General features: G+C 73.0%; 29 protein-coding genes. 10 read left to right on the top strand and 19 right to left on the bottom strand.

Annotated elements, in window-relative coordinates; translation table 11 throughout:
• Positions 1-95: 95 nt before the first annotated feature.
• Both AB0O82_RS12100 and AB0O82_RS12095 read right to left on the bottom strand, forming a co-directional pair.
• The gene (locus tag AB0O82_RS12100; RefSeq protein ID WP_363582731.1) at positions 96-1484 is read right to left on the bottom strand and encodes an FtsX-like permease family protein; all 1389 of its coding nucleotides are present in this window, start codon (positions 1482-1484) and stop codon (positions 96-98) included.
• Entirely contained in the window at positions 1481-2251 is a 771-nt protein-coding gene (locus AB0O82_RS12095; RefSeq protein ID WP_363582780.1) for an ABC transporter ATP-binding protein, read from the bottom strand. Before AB0O82_RS12095 ends, AB0O82_RS12100 begins: the two co-directional genes overlap by 4 nt.
• A 317-nt stretch (positions 2252-2568) precedes the next feature.
• Between AB0O82_RS12095 and AB0O82_RS12090 the strand changes: the two genes are divergently transcribed.
• From AB0O82_RS12090 to AB0O82_RS12070, 5 genes are all read left to right on the top strand, one after another.
• Positions 2569-4704 (top strand): serine/threonine-protein kinase, encoded by a 2136-nt coding sequence (locus AB0O82_RS12090; protein ID WP_363582729.1) that lies wholly within the window; start codon positions 2569-2571, stop codon positions 4702-4704.
• Between the two features lie 180 nt (positions 4705-4884).
• Complete coding sequence (locus tag AB0O82_RS12085) at positions 4885-5430, top strand: hypothetical protein (RefSeq protein ID WP_363582727.1); 546 nt, start codon at positions 4885-4887, stop codon at positions 5428-5430.
• Positions 5427-6338, top strand: a complete 912-nt coding sequence (locus AB0O82_RS12080; protein WP_363582725.1) for a 2-dehydropantoate 2-reductase — start codon at positions 5427-5429, stop codon at positions 6336-6338. The genes AB0O82_RS12085 and AB0O82_RS12080 overlap by 4 nt, the downstream gene beginning before the upstream one ends.
• 186 nt (positions 6339-6524) lie before the next feature.
• A complete protein-coding gene (locus AB0O82_RS12075; protein WP_363582723.1) occupies positions 6525-6926 on the top strand; it encodes a hypothetical protein in 402 nt (133 codons plus the stop codon).
• Between the two features lie 143 nt (positions 6927-7069).
• Entirely contained in the window at positions 7070-7453 is a 384-nt protein-coding gene (locus AB0O82_RS12070) for a hypothetical protein (RefSeq protein WP_363582721.1), read from the top strand.
• A gap of 164 nt (positions 7454-7617) precedes the next feature.
• Here AB0O82_RS12070 and AB0O82_RS12065 read toward each other — a convergent pair whose 3' ends face one another.
• From AB0O82_RS12065 to AB0O82_RS12030, 8 genes are all read right to left on the bottom strand, one after another.
• The gene (locus AB0O82_RS12065; protein WP_363582719.1) at positions 7618-7881 is read right to left on the bottom strand and encodes a hypothetical protein; all 264 of its coding nucleotides are present in this window, start codon (positions 7879-7881) and stop codon (positions 7618-7620) included.
• 124 nt (positions 7882-8005) lie between these two features.
• On the bottom strand, positions 8006-8575 hold the full coding sequence (locus AB0O82_RS12060; RefSeq protein WP_363582717.1) for a GNAT family protein: 570 nt from the start codon (positions 8573-8575) through the stop codon (positions 8006-8008).
• On the bottom strand, positions 8565-9272 hold the full coding sequence (locus AB0O82_RS12055) for a lasso peptide biosynthesis B2 protein (RefSeq protein ID WP_363582779.1): 708 nt from the start codon (positions 9270-9272) through the stop codon (positions 8565-8567). The genes AB0O82_RS12060 and AB0O82_RS12055 overlap by 11 nt, the downstream gene beginning before the upstream one ends.
• A gap of 19 nt (positions 9273-9291) precedes the next feature.
• Positions 9292-11103, bottom strand: coding sequence for an albusnodin/ikarugamycin family macrolactam cyclase (locus AB0O82_RS12050; protein WP_363582715.1), 1812 nt, complete (start codon positions 11101-11103; stop codon positions 9292-9294).
• 77 nt (positions 11104-11180) lie between these two features.
• A complete protein-coding gene (locus AB0O82_RS12045) occupies positions 11181-11324 on the bottom strand; it encodes an albusnodin family lasso peptide (RefSeq protein ID WP_363582713.1) in 144 nt (47 codons plus the stop codon).
• A 97-nt stretch (positions 11325-11421) separates the two neighbouring features.
• On the bottom strand, positions 11422-11586 hold the full coding sequence (locus tag AB0O82_RS12040; RefSeq protein ID WP_363582711.1) for a hypothetical protein: 165 nt from the start codon (positions 11584-11586) through the stop codon (positions 11422-11424).
• A 27-nt stretch (positions 11587-11613) separates the two neighbouring features.
• Entirely contained in the window at positions 11614-11814 is a 201-nt protein-coding gene (locus AB0O82_RS12035; protein WP_363582709.1) for a hypothetical protein, read from the bottom strand.
• Between the two features lie 41 nt (positions 11815-11855).
• Complete coding sequence (locus AB0O82_RS12030) at positions 11856-12029, bottom strand: hypothetical protein (RefSeq protein WP_363582707.1); 174 nt, start codon at positions 12027-12029, stop codon at positions 11856-11858.
• 349 nt (positions 12030-12378) lie between these two features.
• Between AB0O82_RS12030 and AB0O82_RS12025 the strand changes: the two genes are divergently transcribed.
• Together AB0O82_RS12025 and AB0O82_RS12020 are read left to right on the top strand one after the other, a co-directional pair.
• Positions 12379-12621: a hypothetical protein gene (locus AB0O82_RS12025; RefSeq protein WP_363582705.1), complete on the top strand. Its 243-nt coding sequence runs from the start codon at positions 12379-12381 to the stop codon at positions 12619-12621.
• Positions 12622-12756: 135 nt separating this feature from the next.
• Positions 12757-13944 carry a helix-turn-helix transcriptional regulator gene (locus AB0O82_RS12020; RefSeq protein WP_363582703.1) on the top strand — a complete coding sequence of 396 codons (1188 nt, stop codon included), beginning with the start codon at positions 12757-12759 and terminating at the stop codon, positions 13942-13944.
• A 23-nt stretch (positions 13945-13967) separates the two neighbouring features.
• Here AB0O82_RS12020 and AB0O82_RS12015 read toward each other — a convergent pair whose 3' ends face one another.
• Positions 13968-14129, bottom strand: a complete 162-nt coding sequence (locus tag AB0O82_RS12015; protein WP_363582701.1) for a hypothetical protein — start codon at positions 14127-14129, stop codon at positions 13968-13970.
• Between the two features lie 415 nt (positions 14130-14544).
• Between AB0O82_RS12015 and AB0O82_RS12010 the strand changes: the two genes are divergently transcribed.
• Positions 14545-14829, top strand: a complete 285-nt coding sequence (locus tag AB0O82_RS12010; RefSeq protein ID WP_363582699.1) for a hypothetical protein — start codon at positions 14545-14547, stop codon at positions 14827-14829.
• Between the two features lie 588 nt (positions 14830-15417).
• Here the strand turns inward: AB0O82_RS12010 and AB0O82_RS12005 are convergent.
• Both AB0O82_RS12005 and AB0O82_RS12000 read right to left on the bottom strand, forming a co-directional pair.
• Positions 15418-15555: a hypothetical protein gene (locus AB0O82_RS12005; protein ID WP_363582697.1), complete on the bottom strand. Its 138-nt coding sequence runs from the start codon at positions 15553-15555 to the stop codon at positions 15418-15420.
• A gap of 127 nt (positions 15556-15682) precedes the next feature.
• Positions 15683-16216 (bottom strand): hypothetical protein, encoded by a 534-nt coding sequence (locus tag AB0O82_RS12000; RefSeq protein ID WP_363582695.1) that lies wholly within the window; start codon positions 16214-16216, stop codon positions 15683-15685.
• A 272-nt stretch (positions 16217-16488) separates the two neighbouring features.
• On the opposite strand from AB0O82_RS12000, the gene AB0O82_RS11995 reads away from it, so the two are divergent.
• Positions 16489-17664, top strand: coding sequence for a trypsin-like serine protease (locus AB0O82_RS11995; protein WP_363582693.1), 1176 nt, complete (start codon positions 16489-16491; stop codon positions 17662-17664).
• A gap of 78 nt (positions 17665-17742) precedes the next feature.
• Here the strand turns inward: AB0O82_RS11995 and AB0O82_RS11990 are convergent, their stop codons facing one another.
• From AB0O82_RS11990 to AB0O82_RS11975, 4 genes are all read right to left on the bottom strand, one after another.
• Positions 17743-18951 carry an ROK family transcriptional regulator gene (locus tag AB0O82_RS11990; protein ID WP_363582691.1) on the bottom strand — a complete coding sequence of 403 codons (1209 nt, stop codon included), beginning with the start codon at positions 18949-18951 and terminating at the stop codon, positions 17743-17745.
• Between the two features lie 235 nt (positions 18952-19186).
• Positions 19187-20038, bottom strand: coding sequence for an SDR family NAD(P)-dependent oxidoreductase (locus tag AB0O82_RS11985; protein WP_363582689.1), 852 nt, complete (start codon positions 20036-20038; stop codon positions 19187-19189).
• 124 nt (positions 20039-20162) lie between these two features.
• On the bottom strand, positions 20163-21275 hold the full coding sequence (locus tag AB0O82_RS11980) for an aminotransferase class I/II-fold pyridoxal phosphate-dependent enzyme (protein ID WP_363582777.1): 1113 nt from the start codon (positions 21273-21275) through the stop codon (positions 20163-20165).
• 268 nt (positions 21276-21543) lie between these two features.
• Positions 21544-21921 (bottom strand): hypothetical protein, encoded by a 378-nt coding sequence (locus AB0O82_RS11975; protein WP_363582687.1) that lies wholly within the window; start codon positions 21919-21921, stop codon positions 21544-21546.
• 483 nt (positions 21922-22404) lie between these two features.
• Between AB0O82_RS11975 and AB0O82_RS11970 the strand changes: the two genes are divergently transcribed.
• Positions 22405-23916, top strand: coding sequence for an LCP family protein (locus AB0O82_RS11970; RefSeq protein WP_363582775.1), 1512 nt, complete (start codon positions 22405-22407; stop codon positions 23914-23916).
• A gap of 116 nt (positions 23917-24032) precedes the next feature.
• Here the strand turns inward: AB0O82_RS11970 and AB0O82_RS11965 are convergent, their stop codons facing one another.
• On the bottom strand, positions 24033-24692 hold the full coding sequence (locus tag AB0O82_RS11965) for a zinc ribbon domain-containing protein (protein WP_363582685.1): 660 nt from the start codon (positions 24690-24692) through the stop codon (positions 24033-24035).
• 258 nt (positions 24693-24950) lie between these two features.
• Positions 24951-25175, bottom strand: coding sequence for a hypothetical protein (locus AB0O82_RS11960; protein ID WP_363582683.1), 225 nt, complete (start codon positions 25173-25175; stop codon positions 24951-24953).
• Positions 25176-25203 lie beyond the last annotated feature (28 nt).

Genomic DNA, 25203 nt, shown 5'->3' with positions numbered 1-25203 from the left:
ACCACTCACCACTCACCACTCACCGCTTCGACGACACACCCAGGCGGCTTCGACCCGGCCCCACCGCACCTGGCGAAGGGCCCGGCCACCCCCGCTCACCCCCGCTCACCGCCGACCGCCTCGACCGCGCGCCCCCGGATCGCCCGCAGGCCGGCGCCCAGGATTCCCGGTACCGTCAGCGCCGCCGCGCCCGCCACCACCCAGCCGCACGCAGCGCCGGGCACCACCGGCAGCACCGACCCCGTCACCGCCCGGGCGAACGCCCCCGTGGCGACGGCCGCCACCGCCGCACCCAGCAGCACGCCGACCGCCGTGGTGAGGGCCGCCTCGACGGACAGCATCCGCAGCAGTTGCCGCCTGGTCGCGCCGACCAGGCGCAGTAGCGCGAACTCGCGCCACCGGTCGGCCGTCAGGGCGACCAGCGTGTTGACGGTGGAGACGGCCGCGAAGCAGACCAGCATCCCCAGTTCCGCCTCCCGGAGCCAGACGTCCGTCACCTTGGTGACGCTGGTCGCGGCGCCGGTCGTACGGACCACGTGCTCGGCGGTGCTCGTCATGATCAACATGGTGCCCGACAGCCCGACCAGGAGCGCGACCGGCACCACGGCCGAGGAGAGCCGGGCCGCGTAGCCGCGCAGGTTGGCGTCGGCGAGCCAGCCCGCCCCGGGGGCCAGCACCCGTACTGGCGCGCCGAGCACGGCGGCCACGGCCCGTGCGGCGAGCGGCCCGAGCAGGGCGAGGGCGACCAGCAGCACCAGCGAGCCGAGCATCGCCGCCCGCCCCGCCTTGTCCAGTTCACCGGCCCCTCTGGTGGCGGCGAGCCGCAGCAGCAGCACCCCGCCCGCCAGGACGGCCAGCCCGGCCAGCACCCGCAGCACGCCCGTGCGCCGCTGGCCCGAGGTGTCGGCGGTCAGCGCGGCGGCCGGGGTGAGCCGGGTGATCCGTCGGGCGGCGAGGGCGGCGGCGGCCAGGCCGACCAGCAGCGCCACCGCCAGTGCGACCAGCATCGGCACCGGCGTCCCGGGGATCCGCAGGCCGGGCGCGGCCAGCCCGCGCCGTCGGAGCGCGGCGAGGAAGCCCCGGGCGGCGAGGGTGCCCGCCGCGCCGCCGGGCACGGCTGTCAGCAGGACGGTCTCCGCGACCTGGGCCCGCACCAGCCGACGCACCTGACGGGGTGTCGCGGCGACCGTCCGCAGCAGGGCGAGGTCGCGGTGCTGCTGGCGGAGGGTGAAGCCGAGCGCGTTGACCACGACGAACAGCGCGACCAGGACGGCGATCTCACCGAACGCCCCCGCGATCAGCAGCAGGCCCGGCCCGGCCACCGCCCGGCGAGCCACCGCGGCGGGGGCCGTGGCCTGGGCGGCGACCAGCGAGCCGAACAGCGTCACCGTCGCCACCGCCAGGAACAGCGCCACCGCCAGCCCGGCGAAGGCGGCCGGTCGGCGCCGGATCTGACCGGCCGCCAGGGAGAGGACGGGGCTCATCGCGCTCCCCCGCCCAGCCGGCTCAACCGCTCGCCGACCTGTGCGGCGGTCGGCCGGTCGAGCTCGTCCACCAGCAGCCCGTCGGCCAGCAGCAGCACCCGGTCCGCGTAGCCGGCGGCCACCGGGTCGTGGGTGACCATCACACACGTCCGCCCGTCCACGTCCACACCGGAACGCAGCAGGTCGAGGACGTCGTGCCCGGTCGCCCGGTCGAGCGCGCCGGTCGGCTCGTCCGCGAACAGCACGGCCGGCCGCGCGACCAGCGCCCGGGCGATCGCCACCCGCTGCTGCTGGCCGCCGGACAGCTGCCCGGGCCGGTGCCGCTCCCGCCCTGACAGGCCGACCCTGGCGAGCGCCTCCCGCACCTGCGCCCCGTCCGGCCGCGCCCCCGCGAGCCGCCCGGGAAGCTCGACGTTCTGCGCGACGGTCATCGCGGGCATCAGGTTGAACGCCTGGAACACGAACCCCACCCTGGTGCGGCGCAGCTGCGCGAGCCGCCGCTCGGGCAGCCGGGACACCTCCGTCCCGCCCCAGCGGACGGTGCCCCGGGTGGGGCGGTCCATCCCGGCGAGGCAGTGCATCAGCGTCGTCTTGCCGGAACCCGAGGGCCCCATCACCGCCGTGAACGTCCCCGGCGCGAAGGCCACGGACACCCCCCGCAACGCCCGGACGGCGGCCGTGCCCCGCCCGTACTCCCGGTGCAGCCCGTCCCCGGTCAGGGCCGCGCCCGCCACCTCACCGCTCGCCGCCGCGGCGGCTGTCGTCATCCCGTTCATGCCCTCCATCCTGGGCATGAACGGCCGCACGATCGATTGGGCTGGCCCCCCAATTCGGGGTTCGGAAAACCGAACCCCGCAGGTGGCCCTACCTCCGGACCCAGGACGCGTACGTCGGGTCGAGGCCGTCGCGGTCCCGTCCCACCCCGGCACCGTCGAGGTCCGGTCCCATCCCGGCACCGTCGAGGTCGAGGTCGACCGACCGACCGACCGACCCGAGCCACCGTCACGGCGCCCGCCGGTGCGGTACTAGGCTGGCTCTCGTTTGACCGGGGGACGGGGGACGGGTGTCTGAGGACGGGGGTCACGTGACCTTGCTGGAGAACGATCCGCGCGAGATCGGCGGGTACCGGCTGGAGGGCCGGATCGGCGCGGGCGGGATGGGCGTCGTGTACCGCGCGCGGTCGCTGTCCGGGCGGCAGGTGGCACTCAAGGTGATCCGCCCCGAGCTCGCCGGGGACGAAGAGTTCCGGGCCCGGTTCCGACACGAGGTCGAGGCCGCCCGCCGGGTGAGCGGGGCGTTCACCGCACCCGTCGTCGACGCGGACCCCGACGCCCCGTCGCCCTGGCTGGCCACCCTGTACGTCCCGGGCCCTTCGCTGGCCGAACGGGTCGCCCGGCAGGGCCCGTTGAGCCCGCCGGAGGTACGGCGGCTGGCGACGGGCCTCGCGGAGGCGCTGCGGGACATCCATCGTGCCGGGCTGGTGCACCGGGACCTCAAGCCCGGCAACGTCCTGCTCGCGGAGGACGGCCCCCGCGTGATCGACTTCGGCATCGCCCGCGCCCTGGACGGCACCCAGCTCACCAGCACCGGCGTCGCCGTCGGCACACCGCCGTTCATGGCGCCGGAGCAGTTCCGGCGCGGCGACACCAGCCCGGCCACCGACGTGTTCGCGCTCGGTTCGGTGCTGGCCTTCGCGGGCACCGGGCGCGGTCCGTTCGGCGCGGACTCCTCGCACGCGGTGGGCTTCCGGGTCGTCTACGAGGAGCCGGACCTCGCCGGGCTGGCGGCGGAGCTGCTCCCCATGGTCGCGGCCTGCCTCGCCAAGGAGCCGACCCGACGGCCCACCCTGGAGACGTTGCTGACGTGGTCCGTCGCGGGCGTGGAGCCTCCCCCGGCCGCGCCCGACACCCGGCCCGCGACCGTGTGGGAGCGGCCCGCCGTGCCGCCCGTACCGACCGAGCCGGACGTCCGCTCGGCACCCCTCGCACCCGCCCTCCCCCCGCCCGCCGGGCCCGCCGTCATACCGGCGCCGACCGACCCCGTCGTCCCCAGGCCACGCCGCCGGACGGCCGCGCTCGTCGTCGCGGTCGCCGTCGCGCTGGCCGCGGCCGGCGGCGCGGCCGTCCTGCTGCGGCAGCAGGAGAAGGACAGCGGCGGTGCCGGTGCCCTGCCCCCGGCCGCCTCGGCTCCGTCCACTCCCGGTCAGACAGGCCGGTCCGGCCCGCCCGACTGCCCCTCGGCCCGCGCCGTCGTGGGCGGAGACGGGCCGTTGAAGACCGTCATGAGCCGTTGGACGGCCGACTACCACCAGGCGTGCCCCACCGCGAACGTGGCCACCGCCGACCTGGGCGGCACCGCCGACCAGCAGTTCGTCGCCGGCCAGGTCGACGCCGTCACCCTCGACGACGCGCCCCTGGGCGACGAGGGTGACGGCCTCGGCAAGCGGTGCACGGCCGCCCGGCCCGCCCAACTCCCGCTCGCCGCCCTGCCGATCGCGGTCGTCTACAACGTCCCCGGGCTCGACTCGCTGGTACTGGACGCCCCGACGGTGGCCCGGATCTTCAACGGCCAGATCACCAGCTGGCGGGATCCCGCGATCGCGACGCTCAACCCCGGCCGGGTGCTGCCCGACTCGGCCATCACCGCGGTCCACCCGTCGGCCGAATCGCCGATCACGCTCGGCTTCACCCGTTACCTCGCCAAGGCCGCGTCCGCCGCCTGGCCGTACCCGACGGCCGCCCGCTCCTGGCCCGCCCAGGCGACGGGCGGTCTGGCGGTCGGCGATCTCGGCGCCGTCCGCCAGACGGTGACCGGCAAGTCCGGCGCGATCGCCTTCCTCCCGCTCAAGGACGCCGACGGGCTGCGGACCGCGAAACTGTCCGCCGGCTCCGGCCCGGTGGCCGCCACCACCGAGGCCGCCACCGCCGCCCTGGTCGGCGCCAAGGTCACCGGCACGGGCGCCGGCCTGACGGTCGACGTCGACTACGCGAACCCCGGCTCCGGCGCGTACCCGCTCGTCCAGGTCGGCTACGCGGTGTTCTGCGACACCAACGCACCGGACAACCGCGGCAACCGCCCGACCCAGGCACTGGCCGGTCTGCTCTCCCACGCGGTGAGCGCCGCCGGCCAGCCGGCCGCGACGCAGCTGGGCTACGCCGCACTGCCGCCCGCCCTCGCCCGTCAGGTCACCGACGCGCTGAACGGTCTGACGGCCGGCTGACCGGCACGGTGGGCGCCCGGACCGCCGCCCCCTCCCGCCCGGAGAGTCGGTGCCGCCGCTCACCGACCGCGACGCCCGACGGCAGGACGCGGTTCGGGCCACCGCCTCGGTACGCCCGCGAGCTGAGCCTCGCCCGCCCCCGGGCCCCGCGCCGCCCATCCGACGAGGGATCATGAACGGGTGACCATCGACCTGCTGCCCGGCCACGGCGTCCGCCTGCCCGCGCCGCTGCCCGGACTGCGCTTCGGCCTCACCGAGGCGACGGTCCGCCGCCTGCTGGCCCCGCACCACGAGGCGCTCCCGGGCGGTGTGCGCCCCATCTTCGTCTGCGGCTCCAGCTGGGCTCTGCACTTCACCCTGCCCGGGGTCGGCGTCACCCTCTGCTCGGGCTCGGGCGAGCGCCTCCGGGCCGTCTTCCTCTCGCGCCGCCCGGTGGAACCGCTGGAGGGTGCGGCCGCCTGCCCGGTCGGCCTCCACGGCGTCGACGTCTTCGGCCGGCCGGCCCACGAGGTGGTCGAGGCGCTGCGCGCCGGGGGTCTGCCCGTCCCCGATCCCGCCCACGGCAACGTCCGGTACGACACACTGCGCCTCAGCCGAAACACCCCCGTGCGCTGGACCCCGGCCGGCGGGCGGAAGCCGCGCCACGAACCGCCGTTCACCTTCGGCCTCGTCTCCCTCTCCGCCCCGGAAGCCCACCCCTCACCCCTTCACCAGGAGTCGACATGACCACCACCCCCGCGTCCACCTCCGCGACCACCCCCTTGACCATCGCCGTCCTCGGGCCGGGCGGCGTCGGCGGCCTGATCGGCGGACTGCTCGCGCGCGCCGGGCACCGGGTGATCTGCCTGGCCGGCGAGGAGACCACCGCCGTCCTCAACCGGGACGGACTGCACGTCCGCAGCGGGCAGTTCGGCGAGTTCACCGCCCGGGTCGAAGCCGCCACCGAACTGCGCGAGCCGGTCGACGCCGCGTTCGTGACCGTCAAGGAGACGGCGCTGGCCGACGCACTCGACCGGATGCCGCCGCAGGCCCTCGGCTCTGCCGTCGTGGTGCCGCTGCTCAACGGACTCGACCACGTCGCGGCGCTGCGCGAGCGCTACCCGGCCGGGCAGGTCGCGGCCGGCACGATCCGGGTCGAGGCCACTCGGACCGCGCCCGGGCGGATCGAGCACACCAGCCCCTTCACCGTGCTCGAACTGGCCGGAACGGCAGCGGACTTGGCCGAGCAGCTGCGGCGCACCGGCCTCGATGTCACGCTTCGCGAGGACGAGACCGCGATGCTCTGGAGCAAGCTCTCCTTCCTCGCCCCGTTCGCGCTGCTCACCACCCGCCACCGCAGCGAGGTCGGCGTCGTACGCACCGAGCACCGGTCCGAACTGCTCACCGTCCTCGACGAGATCGCGGCCGTCTCCGGCGCGGCGGGCGCCCCGGCGGACGCACAGGCACTGCTCGCCGCCTTCGACCGGGTGCCCGGGTCGATGAAGTCCTCGATGCAGCGCGACGTGGAGGCAGGCCGTCCGATCGAACTGGACGCCATCGGCGGCGCCGTCCTGCGGGCCGCCGCCGCACACGGGGTCGACACCCCGACCCTCGCCGGACTGGTGCGCGACCTCTCCGGACCGGCCAACCGGTAGCAGTCCCGGCCGACTTCACGTCATGGGCAGCACCCCTGACGTGAAGTCGGCGAAGTCGAGTCCGGAATCTGATGTTCCATCAACTCCCTTTCCTGGCCGACAGTAAAGGTTCACCCATGATTCACCCGATCGGGCGGAACCACGAGCGGGCGATCAGGCGTTGTTGCCGGCGGGAGGGATACAGACATGACAAGGAAACCGTACCGACTGGCCGCCGCCGCACTCGCGCTGCTCGCCACCGCTCCACTGCTCAGCGCATGCAAGGACGTCGACCAGGCACTCGACTGCGGCAAACAGGCCGTCAGCATCACCGGCGACATCCAGGACCTCGCCTCATCGGCCATCAACGTCGGCCAACTCACCGACCAGGATCGCCGCAAACACACCTCCGACGCCCTGAAGAAGGTCGGCGACGACATCAAGAAGCTCCGCGACCACAACAGTGGGGACAAGCTCGACAAGGCCACCGACAAGCTGAACAAGGCCGTCTCCAGCGCCCAGGACAACGTCTCCAAGGGCAAGATGCCCGACATCGGGGCGATCACCGACGCCGCCGGCGACGTGACCAGCGCCTGCGCCGGGTCCTGAGCCACCGACCGCACCGCCCGCTCCCGGCCCCGCACCCGCGGGGCCGGGAGCAACCCGGGGCCCGCCCCGGCCTGTCGCCACCGACCGGGCCCCGCCAGGCGGTAGGAATGGCACCGGGACCGAACCGCACCACGGAGGCACCGGTGAACCACCCGATCCTCGACCAGATCCGCGACCTGCGCGCCGAGTTGGCGCCCGGCGACGCCGCCCCGGCACTCGTCACGGCGCTCGCCGACGGCACGGCGCCCCGCTCGGCCCTGGCCGAACTCGCCGCCCAGCAGCACCGGATCATCGCCTCCGACCGGCGCAGCCTGCTGCTGCTCGCCACCCGCAGCGCCGACCTTCCGGTGAGCGCCTGGTTCGCCGCCCTCGCCGGGGCGAGAGCGCCGCGCTGCGCACCCTGCCCGGCCTCGCCGCCGCCTGCGGCCTCGGCCCGGACGAACTCGCCACCCGGCCACCACTGGCCGGCTGCCAGGCCTACCCGGCCTACCTCGCCTGGCTCGCCTACCTCGCCTGGCTCGCACTGAACGGCGAGCCCGCCGCCGCGGCCGCCGCGCTGGTCGCCAACTTCGCGGCCTGGAGTAAGTATACAGACGTAGACTTAACCCCTGGCCTGCGGAAACACGCACAGCTCACCAGCTACGCGCTCGTCGCGTGAGCTTGGAGGCTCCGGTTTGAGCGGGGCGCCCAATCAGGGCATCGTCTTCCGCCCTGGCATGCTGATAGGCATCCACGGCCAGGGTGCGGGGCGCAGACCGGTTGCTTCCTCAAGCGGCCGGACGCGGTACCCGGCCTTGATCATCTGGGCCTGGAGCCAGTTGGAATCGCACCCGTAAACCGTCGCGAGCCTTCTGACGCCGACGCCGGAGGCGTACCGGAGGGCGATGGCCGGCAGCGCGGCGATCACGAGTGCCCTGAGCATGGCCTGCCGGTCTTGTTCGGTGGTGGCCCACATGGCTACTCCTGAGGAGGGTGGAGAGTCCTCCGCCCTGCGGCAGCGGGGGCAGCCGCAGGGCGGGGGTGGGCCCGCCGCTGGGGGTTGAGGGCGGCGGGGGTGCGAGGTGGTCAGGACTCGCCGGTCAGTCTGCCGATGCCAAGACGCTGGGGCCCGAGAACTCCGAGGCCAACGCGTCCATGATCAGCTCGTCGCACACCGCGCCGCGCCAGTACCCGGCCTGGCGCATCGCGCCGACGTGCTTGAAGCCGGCCTTCTCGTAGACGTGGACGGCGGCCTTGTTGGGCGCGAGCACCTTGAGCCAGATGGACCGAAGGTTGGCGACGTGGAACCCGAAGTCCAGCGTCAGCCGGGTGGCTCGGGTGGCGAGGCCCTTGCCGCGCGCCTCGGGCGCGATGACGAGGATGTATTCGGCGGTGCGGGCGTAGGTGTCGGGCTGGAGCGTGGTCATGCCGCTGGGCACCGGGGTCTCGGCGTCCGTGAGGTCGTAGACCGTGAACCTGATGTTCCTGCCGGCGAGCTGCTGCTGAAGTCCCTGGGTCCGGCTTTGCAGCGACTCGGGAACCGGGCGGCCGAACCCGATCAGGGAACTCGGGTTCTCCTCCCAGCGCCAGTACTGCTCTGCCAGGTCAGATCGAAGGGGGCCGAGCCCGCAGGTGCCATCGGAAAGCCAGATCATCTGTTCAACGGACATAGTGTGCTCCGGGGATGCTAAGAATCGCTGTGAACAGCCCAACTGACGTGGACTCGGCGACGGGCGTGCCGTCCATGGTCTCGATCCAGGCGTGCAACCGTATCGGGTCAGGCGCGACGCCATGACGCCAAACCGCGGCCTTACCCGTGAGCTGGAGCAGCAGCATCGCGGCTGCCGACTCCTCCAGGCAGTTGGTTCGTCCGGGCGAGTACCAGCCCGCGCTACGTACGGCGTGGACGGCCTGTTCGGCTTCGCTGGCGGTCGCCGGCCTTCTCCGCCCCGTCGTGCTGGCGGAGTGAACCAGCTTGAGAACACGGCCCATCGCCTCATGCTCCGGGCCTGCGGCCTTGATGGCGTGGACCACCGAGAGGGCGGTAGCCGCCGCCAGTGTCCGGGTACGCGGGACGGGCACGGGAGGAGTCAGCCCGGCCCGGAACTCGTCGCCGCCCCAGCTTGCCTTCGGCGCCTCCACCTCGCGGACGCTCCGCCACGGCCGGGGCCGGTCAGTCACGACCAGCAAGCCCGCCGCCAGCAGCGACTTCAGTAGCGGCTTCGGGATGTGCTGGGCGTTGCCGAACTCCGCCGCGTGACGGAGAGCTGTGCCGGCCGACGCGGGGAGCGTGCTGACCTGGCCGTTGTAGTAGTTCACCAGAACAACGGCGTGCCCAAAGTCCAGACCACGGACATGGCGGGGCATGCTCACGAACGAAGGCGAGTCAGTCACGGTCTCCTACTTCCTCGATCCATTGCGGCTCCGACTCGCGGTCAAGCGCCAGAAGCCATGCCTCGACGGCGAGTGTCCGATCCAGAATCCCCATCGGCACGGGCATGCCCATCGCGGCCTGCTTCAGTACGCGGCGAAGAGCCCTGGGCTCGACCAGACCGAGGGCGGAGAGGAACCCGTCCGCCAAGCCGAGCAGGGCATCCAGGTTCTCCCGCCGGCCGGTGTAGAAGTCGGCGTTGAACGAGCCCTTGGTACTGCGGGCGGCGAGCGGGGCCGGCAGCAGATCACTCATCGCCCGCACCAGTTGCGGCTTGTAGGCGTACACGGATGGGCGGGCTTCGAGCGGGACACGCAGCAGGGAGTTGACCACGCTGGCGTCCAGGAACGGGTTGCGAAGTCGGATACCAACTTCCTCCGCCAGCGCGGCATCCGCCTGTGCCGTCCGGGCTATCTCACGAATCTCGTCAACAACCGTGCGGACCCCGGCATCGAGTCCCACGAGCGGGTCCGGAGCGGCGGCCACCCGCTCAATCTCACCCCGCAGTTGCGGCAGGATCTCGGCACCAGCCCAGGCAGGGAGCTGCACGGGCGCGAACCAGTGAACGGTGCCGACCGCCGAGGACGAGCCTTGAACGATCCGTTCGGCAAGTACGGACAGTGCGTCGGCCCGGGAGAGTCGAGCCGACGCGACTGCCTGCCGGAGAATGTTCGAAAGCGGAAGATGCCGAAGCCGGGCCCAGCCCGCGGCCTGGTGGAAGGCGGCCTGGAACTGCCGGTGTCGAACCAGATCCGCGATATGGACCGGCGGCTGCGAGCAGACGCTGTCCCCGCCGTCACCGGTCAGATGAAGCGCGGTGTCGAATCGCTCGGCCATCCACTCCAACTGCCGAAGCAGCCCAGCCCAGGCCATCGTGGACGGGGCCGGTTCATCAGCGGCGGGCACGTCGGTGATCCCGGTGTAGGGCAGATGCCCGCGTTGCGTGGGCAGTAGGTGATGTTCGATCCTGCCGGGCATCGAGTTCGCCACGAGCCGAGCGAATCGAAGGTCTGCTCCCGACTCGTCCCCTTCAGGGTGGACCGTGACGGCGTTGACGCACACGTTGTCGGGTGTTCGGCGAGCTGCCAGGAGGGTGATGGACGATGAGTCGAGTCCGCCCGACAGGTCAGTGCTGAACGGGCCGTCGCCCAGTCCTAGGCCCACCGCCTTCTCAAGCTCGACCCGGAAGCGCCTGGTCGGCTCGGGTCCGATGTCCGACTGCGGCAGCCACAGGTTCGTGATCTGAGGTGCTGTGCCCGGAGCGAGCCGGATACGCGCGCCCGGCGGCAACTGCTCGACCCCGGAGAAGTACGACCGGCCCGCAACTAGAGCGGGGAGCAGCGGCGCGAACACCGCTGTCACGAGCCGCCGCGTATCGACAGGGGCCCTGTTGAGCCCCGCGAGGAGTCGCGCCGACGACGACCAGGCCCACCCCGAACCGAAGCGGGTGACATAGACCGGCTGCGCGGCAGCAGGGTCGGTGAAGATCACAGTTTCGTGTTCGGCCTCGCTCACCACGGCGTAAGCCCCCGGCCAGCGCCACGCCAGATCGGTCGGCAGAGGCCCAGCGCCCAACGCCTTCAGATCCGCCGGCCGCGCACCGCTCAGCCCGAGGACGAACAGCCGACGGGCCGGTCCACCCTCCGTGACGTGGAGCTGAGTCAGCGTCATGCCGGTCATCCATACGCTCGACTGCGGATGCAGCCGTGTCGCTCCTGACGGGCGTGGCGTGCCCGTTGCGGAGCCGCTGAAGCCCCCGAAAGCCATGGTGGCCCTCCCCTTGGCAGATCAATGGCAGAAAGCGGAGCGGTGCGGCCCCGAAGGGCCGCACCGCAGAAGGCGGATCAGCCGGCGTACTGGTACACGTACCGCTTGCCCTCGCCGCCGTCGGAGGTGCCGCCCACGGTGAGGGCCGCCGCGTCGCCGATCACGGTGACAGCCACGTCGTCGTCCTCGTCGGCCGTGACGATGGGCTCGTTCACGCTCATCTCTCTGTTCCTTCCTGCCAGGTGGTGCAACGTTCCACCGGGGATTCCCGGTGGAGCCCAGCCCAGAGGACTTCCCCATCCAACTGGGCTGGGAGCTTTAGGGGTCGGCGGCTTCGAGGCCGCCGACCGAGGCGCAGATCCGCGTACACCGTCTTGCCGCGAGCAGCGAAACCGTGTAGGCGACGGCGACCGTCACGGGGGTCGGGTCCCCACGGGCGGACTTCCTGGCCGTGTCCCGGTAGTCGTCCTGGCCGTCGTCCACGGGGGTCTCCTCGTCTCGACACGGGACCTACGCCGGGCGCTTGTCGAGCGCGGCCCGCAGCGCGGCACGGCGGTGGGGCGTCCGGGCGCGGATGATGCAGTCGTTGCAGATCGGGTGGCAGGTGCTCTGGGGGTCACCGGGGGCCTGGAGCGAGGTGCCCGCGCAGACCAGCGTCTCCCGGGAGCAGACCCAGCACGTCCCCTCGCGGTAGCCGTCGGGCCGGTCCACGACGCGCCCCTCGCCCGGAGGCCAGGAGGGCGGCAGCGTGTTCAATCCGCGGCCTCCAAGTCCACCAGCAGGACCATTTCCGGGTAGGGATCGCTGGAGCTGTCCCGGTTCACCCAGGCGTGGTTAGCGAGCCTGCTCGGGGTCTCCGCGACGGTGCCCGTCCATCCGTCCTTGCGGTGCCGGACCGGGTCGCCCTGGATCACACCGACTTTCACAGTTGCACCTCTCCATCGGGAACTCATGCAGTGCCCCTGCGGGCAACGCAGTTGACACAGGAGCACGACGACCGCACGGCGGCGATTTGAAGGAAAGCACCCACGGACGGGGCCCGGTCGGCCGCGTTCGCCGCCCTGTAGTCGTCCAGCGGGTTCCAGCCGGCGGGGGCCTGCTGCAACTCGGACTTCGAGGGCCCGGTTACGACCTCTCGGTACTCACGCTTGGGGGTGCGTCGCGCCATCGGCCGGTCCTCCTTCACCGCGGGCGGCTGTGTATGGGGGCGGCCCTCGGAACTCCTGCGACACCTGGGCTTGTGCGCTCCGGTGTCTCGATCGCTACTCTGCGTTCATGTCCGCCGAGCCGTTCATCACCAACGACGACGATCACGATGCATGCTGGATCTGCCCCAGCCTTCGGCTCCCCGATGAGGCGTTCGATGTGCTCGAACACCCCAGCGCGGAGTACCCGTTCAACCCGGCCGACAGCTTCCGGTACAGCCGGGAGGGAATCCCGGCCTGTGTGCACGGAGACCGCATCGGGCTGCCCCCCGGCCGGTACGCGAGTGCCGGCCAGGAGCCGCCCGAGGGCTAGAAGGTGATGACTTGCTTACTGACTGCAATCATTCAACGGCGGATGACCAAGATCAGTTAACACAAAACTTGCACAACAACCCTTGCGGAACCTGATGTGCCATCATCTAGCTGTCGAGTTGGGATGATTGATTGCATGGGGAACACAGCACCGTCAGCTGGCGAGAACATCGCGGTACTCCGGAAAGCGCGCGGCCTGAGTCAGGCCAAACTCGCCCGGGAAGCCGGCATCACGCTCTCTTACCTTTCCAAGATTGAAACTGGGCTCAGGCCTGCGACCCCTGCGGTGGTGGCTGCCGTCGCTCGGGTTCTCCACGTCACCACCGCCCGCGTTTACGGGAATCCCTTCGTCGGCCCGACCGAGCAGACGGACCTGCTCAACGAGCTTCGGAACACTGTTCGTCGCCACACCCTTCCGCGAGAGAGTCCGCTCTCCCCAGCCGAGACCACTGTGGCCGTTCAGACCGCCGCTGACCTGAGGGCCAGTACGCAGTACCTGGAATTGCTGCGGATGCTGCCCGCGCTCCTCGGCCAAACGACCGCCTCCGCTCTCGACTCCCGAGGCGAGGCGACGGCATGGGGCTACGTCGCGGATGTGTACAGCTGCGCGTACACGGTTGCACACCGACTCGCACAACCCGATCTTGCCGACATGATCGTGTCTCGCCAGATGTGGGCCGCGCAGCAGACCTGGAACCCGTCTGCCGAGGCAGCAGCAGCGTGGAATGAGGCGGGTACATACCAGTCTGCTGGCCAGTATGAGGACGGGTTGGCCATCATCGAGAGGGCTATCAGCCGCTACGAGGCCGTACCCGCGAGTGGCCCCTTTCGGACCATCCACCTCGGCTCTCTCCATCTGCGCGGCGTCGTGCTGGCGTCGAGAGCCAAGGATGCCAACGCCACCCGTGACCATCTGCGGCACGCATGGACCCTGGCCGAGACGCTTCCGGACGGCAGGGACCTGGTTCAGCACCATCTGACGTTCGGCCGGGGAAACACCGCACTGTACGAGCTGGCGTCCCACGTCGAACTCGACGCCCCCGACCGCGCTGTCCAGATGTCCGGTTCACTGATCGCATCCCCACCAGCCGGGCTGAAGCCAAACCGCCTAGGCCGGTTGTACATCGACGTTGCGCGCGCCCGGTTGGCCGTGCGCGACTACGCCGGTGCCGAGGAAGCTCTCAACGCCGCCCATGCCGTCGCTCCGCAGATGGCACAGATACACCCGATGGGTCGCGAGGTGCTACGGGTGCTGATCGTCATGCACCAACGCTCTAAGCCCGGTCTGCTCGCTATGGCGAAGCGGGCAGGGTTGGCGCCTTAAGGTTTGCATGGCGAGGGCCGCGCTCAGGAGGGGGCGGGCCCTGGGTCCACTCGGTACTTCTCCTCTTCCTCCGGCGGCGGGAGCGGGACGGTGATGGACAGCTCGATGGCCGCGACCCGGCGGGTGAGGTAGCCGCGTCGGCCGGCGGCTGCCCCGACCCAGGCTCCGGCGGTGTCCTTGGGCATCCAGACGCCTCCGTGCTTTTCCACGGTGCCGATCTGTTCGCCGAGGCCCCGTACGACCCGGTAGTGGCCTCTGCGGCCCTCGTAGTCGAGTTCGAAGCACCGCGGATTCCATCGGCCCTCGGCCAGGACGTTGTCGGGGTGAATGCTCAGGGATGGTGCCTTCCGTTCGGGTGGGTGGGGGTGGGGCCTGGTGCCATCGGCCGGCGGGGCTGTCGACGGCCGACTGGGTGGGTGGGGCGGGGGTGGGCTCTGGTGTCCGCTCGCCGATTTCGACGCCGTCGGCGAGCAGTTGCCGGACGGCGGCCTCGGCCTGGTGCTCGTAGCGGTGGCGGGAGATGAAGTAGCCGTCCTCCCGGATCTCGTACATCTCCGCCGCGAAGTCAGTGGTGTTGAGGGTGGCGTCCAGGCGGCGGTCATGGCCGGCACCGGTGACGCTCCAGCGGCCGGCACCCACCGCGGACCACGTGAGGCCGATGTCCGCACCGGTGCGGGCCCGCTCCGCGCGCTCGCGCTCGGCCTGCTCGTCGGCGCTGCGATGGCGGGCGGCCTCCAGCTCGGCCTGGTGCTGCTGCTCGGCCTCCTCACGACGCCGCAGGAACTCGGCCCGGCTCTGGGCGGCCTGGCGTTCCAGCTCCGCGAGGCGCTGGCGGGCGGCTTCCCGGCGGCGGGCGGCTTCGTGGCCGCCGGGCAGCGGGGGTAGGGCCTGGGGCTCCGCGCGGGCTGGCCAGAGCTCGGCGAGGTCGGTGCGGTGGTGCCGCCAGATGGTGAGCATGGCGCGGCCGTCCGCTGTGGCGACGACGTCGCCGTTCTCCTCCTGCTGGAGAAACCCGGCGGCGATGACCAGCTCGACCACCTTCCGCCGTACCCGGCGGCCCTTGGCGTCGAGCCGGGCCCCGGCGGGGACGAGGCGGTAGCCGGTGCCGTCCCACCACACGCCGCCTTCGCTGGGGTGCAGGCTGGCCGCCGCGACGAGGCTGTACACCCTGCTGGTCCACCCGGACTGCTCGCGGGCCCCGGGTGCGCTCGGCGGCGACGACCCGGCTGAAGTCGGCTTCGTGGTCGTCGGCATGGAGGCGGGCGGCGTGGCGGGCGTCGTCACGGTGGCCGTGGTCGTCGCCGACCTGGGCGGGGCGCCCGGCGTACCGGTCACCGCACTGAAGGCACCAGACCACCCACCACTGCACCCGGTCGGTTCCGGCGGGCCCGACGCCGACCGGGCAGGGGTTACGCAGACCCCACCCCAGGGCGCTGCCGCCTCCGGGTATCCAGGGGGCGCGGGTGGGGGTGGTCACTGGGGTACTTCTTCGCCCAGCCCGCTCCCGCGCTCGAACAGCAGGCCGCCGACGCCCTCGGGCCGGATCCGCTGGACGGGCCGACCCTGGCCGTGGCCCGCGAGTACGGCCGACTGCTCCAGGCGTACGAGCACCTGTTCTGGGACACCCTCGGACAGCTCGACTAGGGTCCGGGGTCTCCCGGGTCACGCCGACGGGCCGACGGGCCGACCGGTCGCAGGGGGGCCGAGGCGTTCATCCCCCGCACCCGGTCGGCCTCGCTCAGGCCTGCCAGTGCGGCTTGCCGCTGACCATCCGGCAGTAGATCATTCCCCCGTTGGCGTCATGGGTGCTCTTGCCGAGATCGGCGTTGCGGCAGAACTGCCCGGCCGCGTAGCAGTTCCCCGCGTTCGAGCGGAGCTCGCACTCCGCACCGCCGGCCGCCGCGGTGTGCTGCGGCTCCGGGGCGGTCGGCGGCTGGGCCGTGGTGGTCTTCGGCTGCGGCGCCTTCGGGGTGGGCGACGGCGCGTGGGTGCTGGGGGCCGCCGCTGCGGGGGCGGTCGGCGTGCTCGGCGCGGGGTCCGACGCCGACGGCGGCGTGCCGGCCGGGGACGCGGCGGGCGGCGCCGCAGGCGGTGCGGCCGGCGGGGTCGACTGGGTGGTGGCGGCCGCCGGGGCGGTCACCGGGGGCGAGGCCTTGGCTCCGCCGTCGGCGGCCGACGGGTCGCAACCGGTCAGCGCCAGACCGACGGTGAGGACGAGTCCGGCGAAGCCGGCCAGGCCGGCGCACCGACGCCCGCGTATGCGTGAAGGCATGGGTGGAGAACGCTCCGTTCCGTTTGGATGAGGTGTGCGATTCAAGCAGAGCTCGCACACGATCCGCGCACGGATCTCCCACTCGTTGGCAGATCGAGATCTGCCGGCTACCGAGCGTCGCCGCCCTCCGGTCCGCCGTCACGCTGCGCCGAACCGCCGACCGCCCCAACAGGGGTATAGCGCCGGAGCGCAGGGGAATTCGGCATGTTCCTGACATGGCCAGCGGATCGCTACCGTTCCGGCAACCCCCACGCCGAACGAGGAGATCCCCCATGCTCCGCATCCGTGTGCTCGCGGTCGCCACCGCGCTCGCGGGCGTCGCCCTGACCGCCGCCCCCGCCGTCAGCGCGCCCGCTGACGACCCGTCCACAGTCGCCGCCCTCGCTTCCCCCGCGGCCCGGACCGCCCCGGCCCCGTCCGCGCTGCTCCCCGCGCTCCAGCACGACCTCGGACTCTCCCCGCAAGCCGCCGCCGACCGGCTGGCCGGGGAGAGCCGGGCCGCCCGGGTTCGGACCGCGCTCGCCGCCGCCCTGGGCTCCCGCTGGGCCGGGGCCTGGGTCGAGGGGCCGGACGCCGCCCTGGTGGTCGCCACCACGGACGCCTCCGTCGCCCGGACGATCACCGCGCACGGCGGCCGGGCCACCGTCGTCCGCAACGCCCTGGCCGCCCTCGACCGGGCGAAGGCCGCGCTCGACCGGGCGGCCCGGGCCGCCACACCCACCGCCACGCCGTTCTGGTCCGTGGACGTCCGCACCAACGCCGTCGTGGTCCGGTCCTCCGACGCCGCCCGGACCGAGGACTTCCTGCGCCGCTCCGGGGTGGACCGCGCGCTGGTCCGGGTCGAGCGGGCCACCGCCACGCCCCGGCCGCTGGCCGACCTGCACGGCGGCGACGCGTACTACATCGACAACGCCGCCCGGTGTTCGATCGGATTCCCCGTCACCCAGAACGGCCGGCCCGGCTTCGTCAGCGCCGGACACTGCGGGCAGCCCGGTTCCAACGCGACGGCCTCCGACGGCAGTTCGATCGGCACCTTCCAGGGCTCGACCTTCCCCGGCAACGACTACTCCTGGGTGCAGGCCGGCCCGGGCTGGACGGCGCAGCCGCAGGTGAACGACTACGCGGGCGGCGCGGTGACGGTCGCCGGCTCGACCGAGCAGCCCGTCGGGTCCTCGGTCTGCCGCTCCGGCTCCACGACGGGCTGGCACTGCGGCACCGTCGAGGAGGTCAACGCCACCGTCACCTACCAGGAGGGCAGCGTCTACGGCGTCACCCGCACCAGCGTGTGCGCCGAACCCGGCGACTCGGGCGGGTCGTTCATCTCCGGCAACCAGGCGCAGGGCGTCACCTCCGGCGGCTCCGGCGACTGCACCTCGGGCGGCGAGACCTACTTCCAGCCCGTCAACCCGATCCTGAGCGCCTACGGCCTCACCCTGGCCGCCGGCTGAGCGGCTGAGCAGCCGGGCACCCGGGCGAGCCGCCGGCCGAACCGCTCGCCGAACCACGGGCCGCCGTGAGGACAGGACCTAAGGCAGCCCCGCCGTCCGGCGCTCGAACACCTCGGGGCGCGCGGTCTCCAGGGCGGTGGCGACCGCACCGAGGAGGACGGCCTCCTCCCCCAGCAGGCTCGGCGCGAGCGTCGGACGCATCGGGGCGATCCGGTGCAGGGCCTGCTCCAGCGGTTCCAGGAGCAGGTCCGCGCTGTTGCCTATGCCGCCGCCGAGGACCACCAGGTCCGGGTCCAGTACGGCGGACAACACGGCGACGGCGTAGGCGAGTTGGCCGGCCTCATGGCCGACGGCCCGGACCGCCGCCGGGTCGCCGGCCCGGGCTCGTTCGAAGACCTGTTTGGCCGTGGGGGCGCCGCCCAGCCCGAGGTCCTGGGCGGTGCGCACCACGGCGTCCGCGGCGGCCTCCTGCTCGATGGTCGCCGGAGGCTCACCGGGGCGGGCGGGCAGCGGCACCAGGCCGATCTCGCCCAGTGCGCCGTGTGCGCCGAGCAGCAGTTCGCCGTCCTTGACCACGCCGACGCCCAGGCCGGTGCCGACCAGCAGGTAGGCGAACATCCGGCTGCCCCGGCCTGCGCCGAGGGTGTACTCGCCGAGCGCGGCCAGGTTGGCGTCATTGGCGACGGTGACGGCCACGCCCAGGCCCTCCCCGATCCGGTCGAACAGACCGGGCCGGCCCCAGCCGGGCAGGCTGGTGGCGTAGCGCACGCCGCGCCGCTGCTCGTCCCACACGCCCGGGGTGCCGATCACCGCGTGCACGATGTCGTCGGCGGCCAGGCCCGCCTCGTCGATGGCCTCGTGGGCGGCGGCGACCACGGCGTCGGCGACGGCGTTCGCCGAGCGGCCCCGGTTGGCCACGTCGCGGCGGGCGACGACCGTCCCGGCGAGGTCCGCGACGGCGACCCGCAGCCTGGCCCGCCCGATGTCCACGCCGAGCACGTGCCCGGCGGCCGGGTCGACCTCGTACAGCACCGCGGTGCGGCCGCGCTCGGGGGCCAGCCGACCGGCCTCGCGGACCAGCCCGGCCTGCTCCAGGGCGGCCAGGGCGGCGGACACGGTGGGCTTGGACAGGCCGGTGTCCCGGGCGAGTTGGGCGCGCGAGGAGCCGCCGCCGGTGCGCAGCAGTTCGAGCAGCAGCCATTCGTTGTTGCTGCGCAGCCGCTGCCGGTTCCACGGCACTGCCGGGGCCCCGGCCGCCGGGCGGTGGGTCGGCAGGTGGCTGCTCATCGGTTCCTCCGGTCTGGGCGGGAAGGCTGGCGGGCGGGCTGCGCCGGGTGGTGCCGGCACGGCCCGCGGCGTCCGGTGTCGGGTGCCGCCGCCCAAGTATGACCGGTGATCATTCCGTTCCCACCCCGCCTGCCGGCCCCGCGCCGCCCCGAGCAGGACCCTCGGGCCCGTCAGGACCACCAGGCCCGTCGGACCTGTCGGGCCCGTCGGGCGTGTCAGACCCGGGCCGGACTCGTCAGACCACCCAGCCGCCCGTCATCCGCCGCACCGCCGAGCCGTCCAGGTCGGCCAGCTTGGTGCCGGCGAAGGCCCGGGCCGCCTCGGAGGTCTGCACCCGCAGCGGCGGCCGCTCGGCGGTGAGGGCCGCGACGATCGGGGCGGCCGCCTGCTCCGGGGTCTGGGCCTGGGCGAAGGCCTTCTGCGTGCGGTCGACATAGGCCCGCAGGGCGGGGGCGTACGGGCCGGCCGCGGCGGTCAGCGCGGGCAGGTCGATGGCCTGGTTGCCGATGAACTCGCTGGCGACGGCGCCCGGTTCGACGACGGTGACGTGCACGCCGACGGTGGCGGCGACCGGCGCCAGCGACTCCATGAAGCCCTCGACGGCGAACTTGGCGGCGCAGTACGCCTCGTTGAAGGGCTGCCCGACCACACCACCGACGCTGGTCACGGTGACGACCCGGCCGCCGGAGGCCCGCAGGTGCGGCAGTGCGGCCCGGGTGACCTCGACCACACCGAAGAAGTTCACCTCCATGGCGGCCCGCACCGGCGCCGTCCCGTCCTGCTCGATCGTGCCGACGTGGCCGGCGCCCGCGTTGTTGACCACCGCGTCGAGCCGGCCGTGCCGGGCGAGGACGGCCTCCAGGCAGGCGGTGACGGAGGCCGGATCGGTGACGTCCAGCTGCTCGACGTCGATCCGCCCGTCGACGCCCGCCTCGGCGGCGGTGCGCCGCAGGGCCTCGGCCCGTCCGGTGTCGCGCATGGTGGCGACGACGCCGTACCCGGCGCGGGCGGCGGCCACGGCGGCGGCGAGGCCGATCCCGGAGGAGGTGCCGGTGATGAGGACGATCGGGGCGGCGTCGGTGTCCATGGAAGTCTCTCCTCGGATCTCCCCGGCTTCTCCGGGGAAAAGTGTGTGCGTGCGCACGCACCATACATTTAGGTGCACGCGCACGCAACCGGTCGACAGCCCGGCGGCGCCGGTCGGGCGGCCGTCACACCTTCGCCAGCGCACCCTCCACGTCCGCCCACAGGTCCTCGGGGTGCTCGATGCCCACCGACACCCGCACCGTCCCCGGGCCGATCCCGGCGGCGGCCAACTCGGCGTCGTCGAGCTGGCGGTGGGAGGTGCTGGCCGGGTGGAGCACGAGGGTGTGCACGCCGCCGAGGGAGGGGGCGAGGGCGGCCAGGCGGACGGACTCGGTGAAGGTGCGGGCCGCCTCGCGGCCGCCGACGAGGTCGAAGGCCAGGACGCCGCCGTGGCCGTCGGGCAGGAGCCGGCGGGCGAGGTCGTGGTCGGGGTGCCCGGGCAGGCCCGGGTAGTGGACGGCCCCGACCGCGGGGTGGGCGGCGAGGCGACCGGCCAGGTCGAGGGCGCTCTCACAGTGCCGGCGGACCCGCAGGGCGAGGGTCTGGAGGCCGCGCAGGGTCAGCCAGGCGGCGAACGGGTCGACGGCGGCGCCGAGTTCGATGGCGTAGTGCCAGACCTTGCGGTGCAGTTCGGCGTCCGCGAGAACGGCGACGCCGGCCAGGACGTCCGAGTGGCCGCCGAGGTACTTGGTGGCCGAGTGGATGACGACGTCCGCGCCGTACTCGATCGGCCGGCAGAGCAGCGGCGTCGCGAAGGTGTTGTCCACGACGCTGACCACCCCGGCCCGCTTGGCGACGCCGATCAGCCCGGGCAGGTCGGTGACCCTGGTGGTGGGGTTGGAGATGGTCTCCAGGTGCAGCAGCCGGGTGGTGGGCCGCAGGGCCGCCTCGACCTCGGCCGGGTCGTCGCCCCCGACGTGGGTGACCTCCACCCCCCAGCGCTCGGCGAGGTCGGCGAGCACGGCGAAGGTACCGCCGTACAGGCTTCGCTGGGCGATCACGTGGTCGCCGGAGCGCAGCAGGGCGAGCAGGACGGTGTTGATCGCGCCCATGCCGGAGGCGGTGGCGATCGCACCGGCGCCGCCTTCGAGGTCGGCCACCGCCGTCTCCAGCGAGCGGACGGTCGGGTTGCCGTAGCGGTTGTAGAAGAAGGCCCCGCCCGGGCCGCTGAAGGCCTGGGTGAGCGCGTCGCTGGTGTCGAAGGCGAAGAGGTGGCTCTGGTGCAGTGGCACGCCCATCGGGCGGCTGCCGGTGATGTCCGCGAGAGGCGGGTGGACGATCCGGCTCTCGGGGCGCAGCGCGCCGGGGGCCCGGTGTCCGTCCGGAGCCCGGTGTCCGTCGGGGGTCTGCTGTCCGCCAGAAGCCTGCTGTCCGTCGGGGGCCCGGTGGCCGAGGTAGTCGCTCATGCCGCCCATCGTCGGGCCGGTCGCACGCCGCGCCCAGGGCCAATCGCGCCCGGGTGGCCCGCCCCGGTGCCGCTGCGGCGCCGGGGCGGGCCACCACGGCTCACTTGCGGCGGCCGAAGATCCGCTTCGCGGCGTAGACGATGCCGACGATCAGCAGCACGAAGAACAGGATGATCAGGATGACCACGACGATCAGGAACTTGCCGAGCTTGGCGAAGAAGCCCGACTTCTTCTTCTCGTCCTTGGCCGCGAGGTGGGCGGCCGGCGCGGTCTGACCGCTCCGGGTGCTGACGGAGACGGCCGGGCCCGCCGCCGGGGCGGCCGGGCCGGAGCCGGTGACGGAAACGGTGGTGGCGGCGGCCGCGACGGGCCGGGGTGCGGCCGTCGCCGTCGCGCTCGACGCCGCGGCGGTGAGGCCGACGGCGGCCAGCAGTGCCACCAGGGCGCCGGCTATCGAACATGCGATCCGGTGAGTCATCGTGCTCCTCGTACGGGTTCTGAGCAGCGCGGAGGAGCCTGGCCGACCGGATCCGCTGGTCTGACCAGGTGGTTTTCTCATCTGCGCCTAGTATGCTCCACTGAGTTTCTACAGCGGTGTAAAAGTTTAGCGACGGGCCTGCCCGGATCGGCTCCGGCCCCGGTCACGCACGCCCGCCGGTTCGACGGGGGTTTCGTGGCAACTGTGGAGGATGACGACGTGTCTGGTCGCAGGGGTTCCCCCGGAGCCGGAAAATCGCCGCGCCGGGCAACCGGCGGCTCGCCGGAGGGCCGCATACCCGACGGCCGCATACCCGACGGCCGCACCGCGGAGGGCCGCCCGGCGGACGGCGGCCAGGCCGGCCGGACCGGTCAGGCACGCAGGACCGGTCAGGCGGGCGGGGCCGGCCAGGCAGGCGGGGCCGGCCAGGCGGGCCGCACGAGCCGGGCGAAGCCGAAGGCCAAGCGCAGCACCAAGGAGAAGGTGCTCTGGGTGACGGCCGGCTGCACCGCCCTCCTCGTCCTCGGCGGCTGCGCCGTCTACTACCGCCTGAACAGCAACCTCACCACCTTCGACGGCGATGCCCTCAGCAAGGACCGGCCGGCCGCCGCGGCCCCGGACGCCCAGGGCCGTACCCCGGTCAACGTCCTGCTGATCGGCTCGGACAGCCGCGGCAACGGCAACAGCGACCTGGGCGGCGGCGGGGACGGCGGCGCCCGCTCGGACACCGCGATCCTGCTGCACGTCTACGCCGACCACAAGCACGCCGTCGGCATCTCCATCCCCCGCGACTCCCTGGTCACCATCCCGCCGTGCAAGCTCCCGAACGGCAAGTGGACCAAGGAGCAGACCAATGTGATGTTCAACAGCGCCTTCTCGGTGGGCGACAGCGACCAGGGCAACCCGGCCTGCACCCAGAACGCCGTCGAGAAGCTCACCAACCTGCGGGTCGACCACACCATCGTGGTGGACTTCAACGGCTTCGCCTCGATGACGAAGGCGGTCGGCGGCGTCGAGGTCTGCCTGCCGAACGACATCCACGAGGGCGATCTGAACCCGAACCTGGGCAAGAAGGGCAAGCTGGTCTTCCCCAAGGGCAAGCAGAAGGTGGAGGGCCAGTCCGCGCTCGACTTCGTCCGAGTGCGGCACGGCATCGGCGACGGCTCCGACATCGGCCGCACCAAGCGTCAGCAGGCCTTCCTCTCCTCGCTCATCAAGGAGGTCAAGTCCCGCGGCATGGACCCGACCACCCTGCTGCCGCTCGCCGACGCCGCGACCAAGTCGCTCACCGTCGACCCCGACCTCGGCTCGGCGGCCAAGCTGCTCTCCTTCGCCATGTCGCTCAAGGACGTCAACCTGCACGACGTCAAGTTCGTGACGGCGCCGTGGCGTTACGAGGGCCCGCGAGTCGCCCTCGTCCACCCCGACGCGGACCAGCTCTGGGCCGCGCTCAAGGCCGACCGCACCCTGGACGGCCAGGACGCCAGCGCCACCGCCGCGGACTCCGCCGCGCCGGGTACCCCCGCCGCCGAGGCCACCCCCAGCCCCACCGCCACCACCCCCGTGCCGGACGCCAAGGGCGGCGAGGCCAAGCCCGCCGACGTGAAGGTCGCCGTGCTCAACGGCACCGGCGCGACCGGGCTCGGCGGCAAGGCCGCGGAGGCTGTCAAGGGCGCCGGCTACACCGTGACCAGCGTCGGCAACGCGACCGGCAAGCCGCGCTCCACCACGGTCGTCGAGTACGGCGCGGGCGAGCGCGCCGCGGCCGACGCGGTCGCGAAGCTGTTCCCGGGTGCCACCGTCCAGGCCGGCGGCAAGGGTGTCAGCGTGGTGCTCGGTCACGACTTCGCCGCCGCCAATCCGGCCGGTGCCGCCGACCCGGCCGCCTCCGCGTCGGCCGGCGCCCCGGCCGCTCCGGCCCCGGTGCCCAGCAGCGTCGCCAACGCCGCCCGGTCGGCCGACGACGACCCGTGCGCCAACGTGTCGTACGGCTGACCCGGACGGGACGCACGACGACGGCGGGGCGCCTGCGGATCCCGATCCGGAGGCGCCCCGCCGTCGCGAGGTGCGCGGGGCGTGCTGGGCCTGCGAGGTCTACGAGGCCTGCGGGGTCAGCGCCTGGTGCCGCAGGACGGGCAGAACGCGGCGCCCTCCGGGATGTCCTGGTGGCACTGGCCGCACTGGGTCGGCTGGGCGAGCCGGTGGCCGCAGCCCGGGCAGAACGGCGTGCCGTGCGTCTCCGCCGAGCACTGCGGGCAGACGAGCTGGCGCGGCGTCCGCACGTCGAACTCGGCGCCGGACTGCTGGCCCTGCTGGTAGGAGCGGTCGGACACCATGTCGTTGAGGCCGCGCCGCTGCGCCGCCATCGCCTCGGCCGCCGTGTCCGGGGCGCAGTTGTGGCACAGGCCCTGGCCCGGGTCGAAGCAGCGGCCGCAGACGTAGTGGGTGCAGCGGGCGCAGCGGTTGAAGTGCACCTGGGCGTTGGTGATCGCGCGCTGGAAGGCGGCGTCGCGCGCGTTGCCCCAGGTGTGGCCGGCCAGGCCGTCGGCGGCGTTGCTGATGGTGTTGGCGTTGCCGCCGATGAGGTTCCAGGCGGCGCTGACGCCCTTGCCGATCCAGCCCGCCACCTGACCGGTGGTGAACGCCTCGAACGACGAGCGCCAGGTGTCGGAGCAGCGGTAGCAGGAGAACTCGAACTGGAAGCCCGCGCCGGTGCCGTGCTGCTCGCACAGGTCGCGGTAGTTGCTGCTGAAGTAGATCTCGGAACTCACGTCGTCCCCGGTCGATGAAGTGGCATGTCGGCAGTCCCCGGGCCCCCCAAGGTGCCGACACGGATGGGGCGGGTCACGGGGGCGCTGCACAGAATCGCACATGCCGTCATATTTTGTGAATCTCTTATGGACAACGCCTCGCGATCGCCGCACCGAGGGACGTCCGGGCCCACCAGTCCGGTTCCGATCATGCCGGTACCGATCAGGCCGGTTCCGGTCCGATCGGAACCGGTCTCGTCGAAACCGGCCGACGTCTCTTCAGAGCCCGGCGACCGGCAGCAGCAGGACCCGCGCCGGATCGAACCGCTCCCAGCCCGCCGGCCGCCCGCTGCGACTCACCCGCAACCGGCACCACCGCTGCCCGGCGGAGTCCTGCCACCAGCCGCTGATCCGCCCGGACGCCCAGGTGCCGTCGCCGAGGTCCACCTCGACCGGCTGGTACACCCACTGGACGTCCGGGTCCGCCGGTTCCCCGACGGCCACAGGACTGCGCCGACTCTCCACCACGGTT

Source organism: Kitasatospora sp. NPDC088264 (assembly GCF_040685715.1).
Classification (GTDB): Bacteria; Actinomycetota; Actinomycetes; order Streptomycetales; family Streptomycetaceae; genus Kitasatospora.
This window is presented reverse-complemented; position numbering and strand designations above follow the sequence as displayed.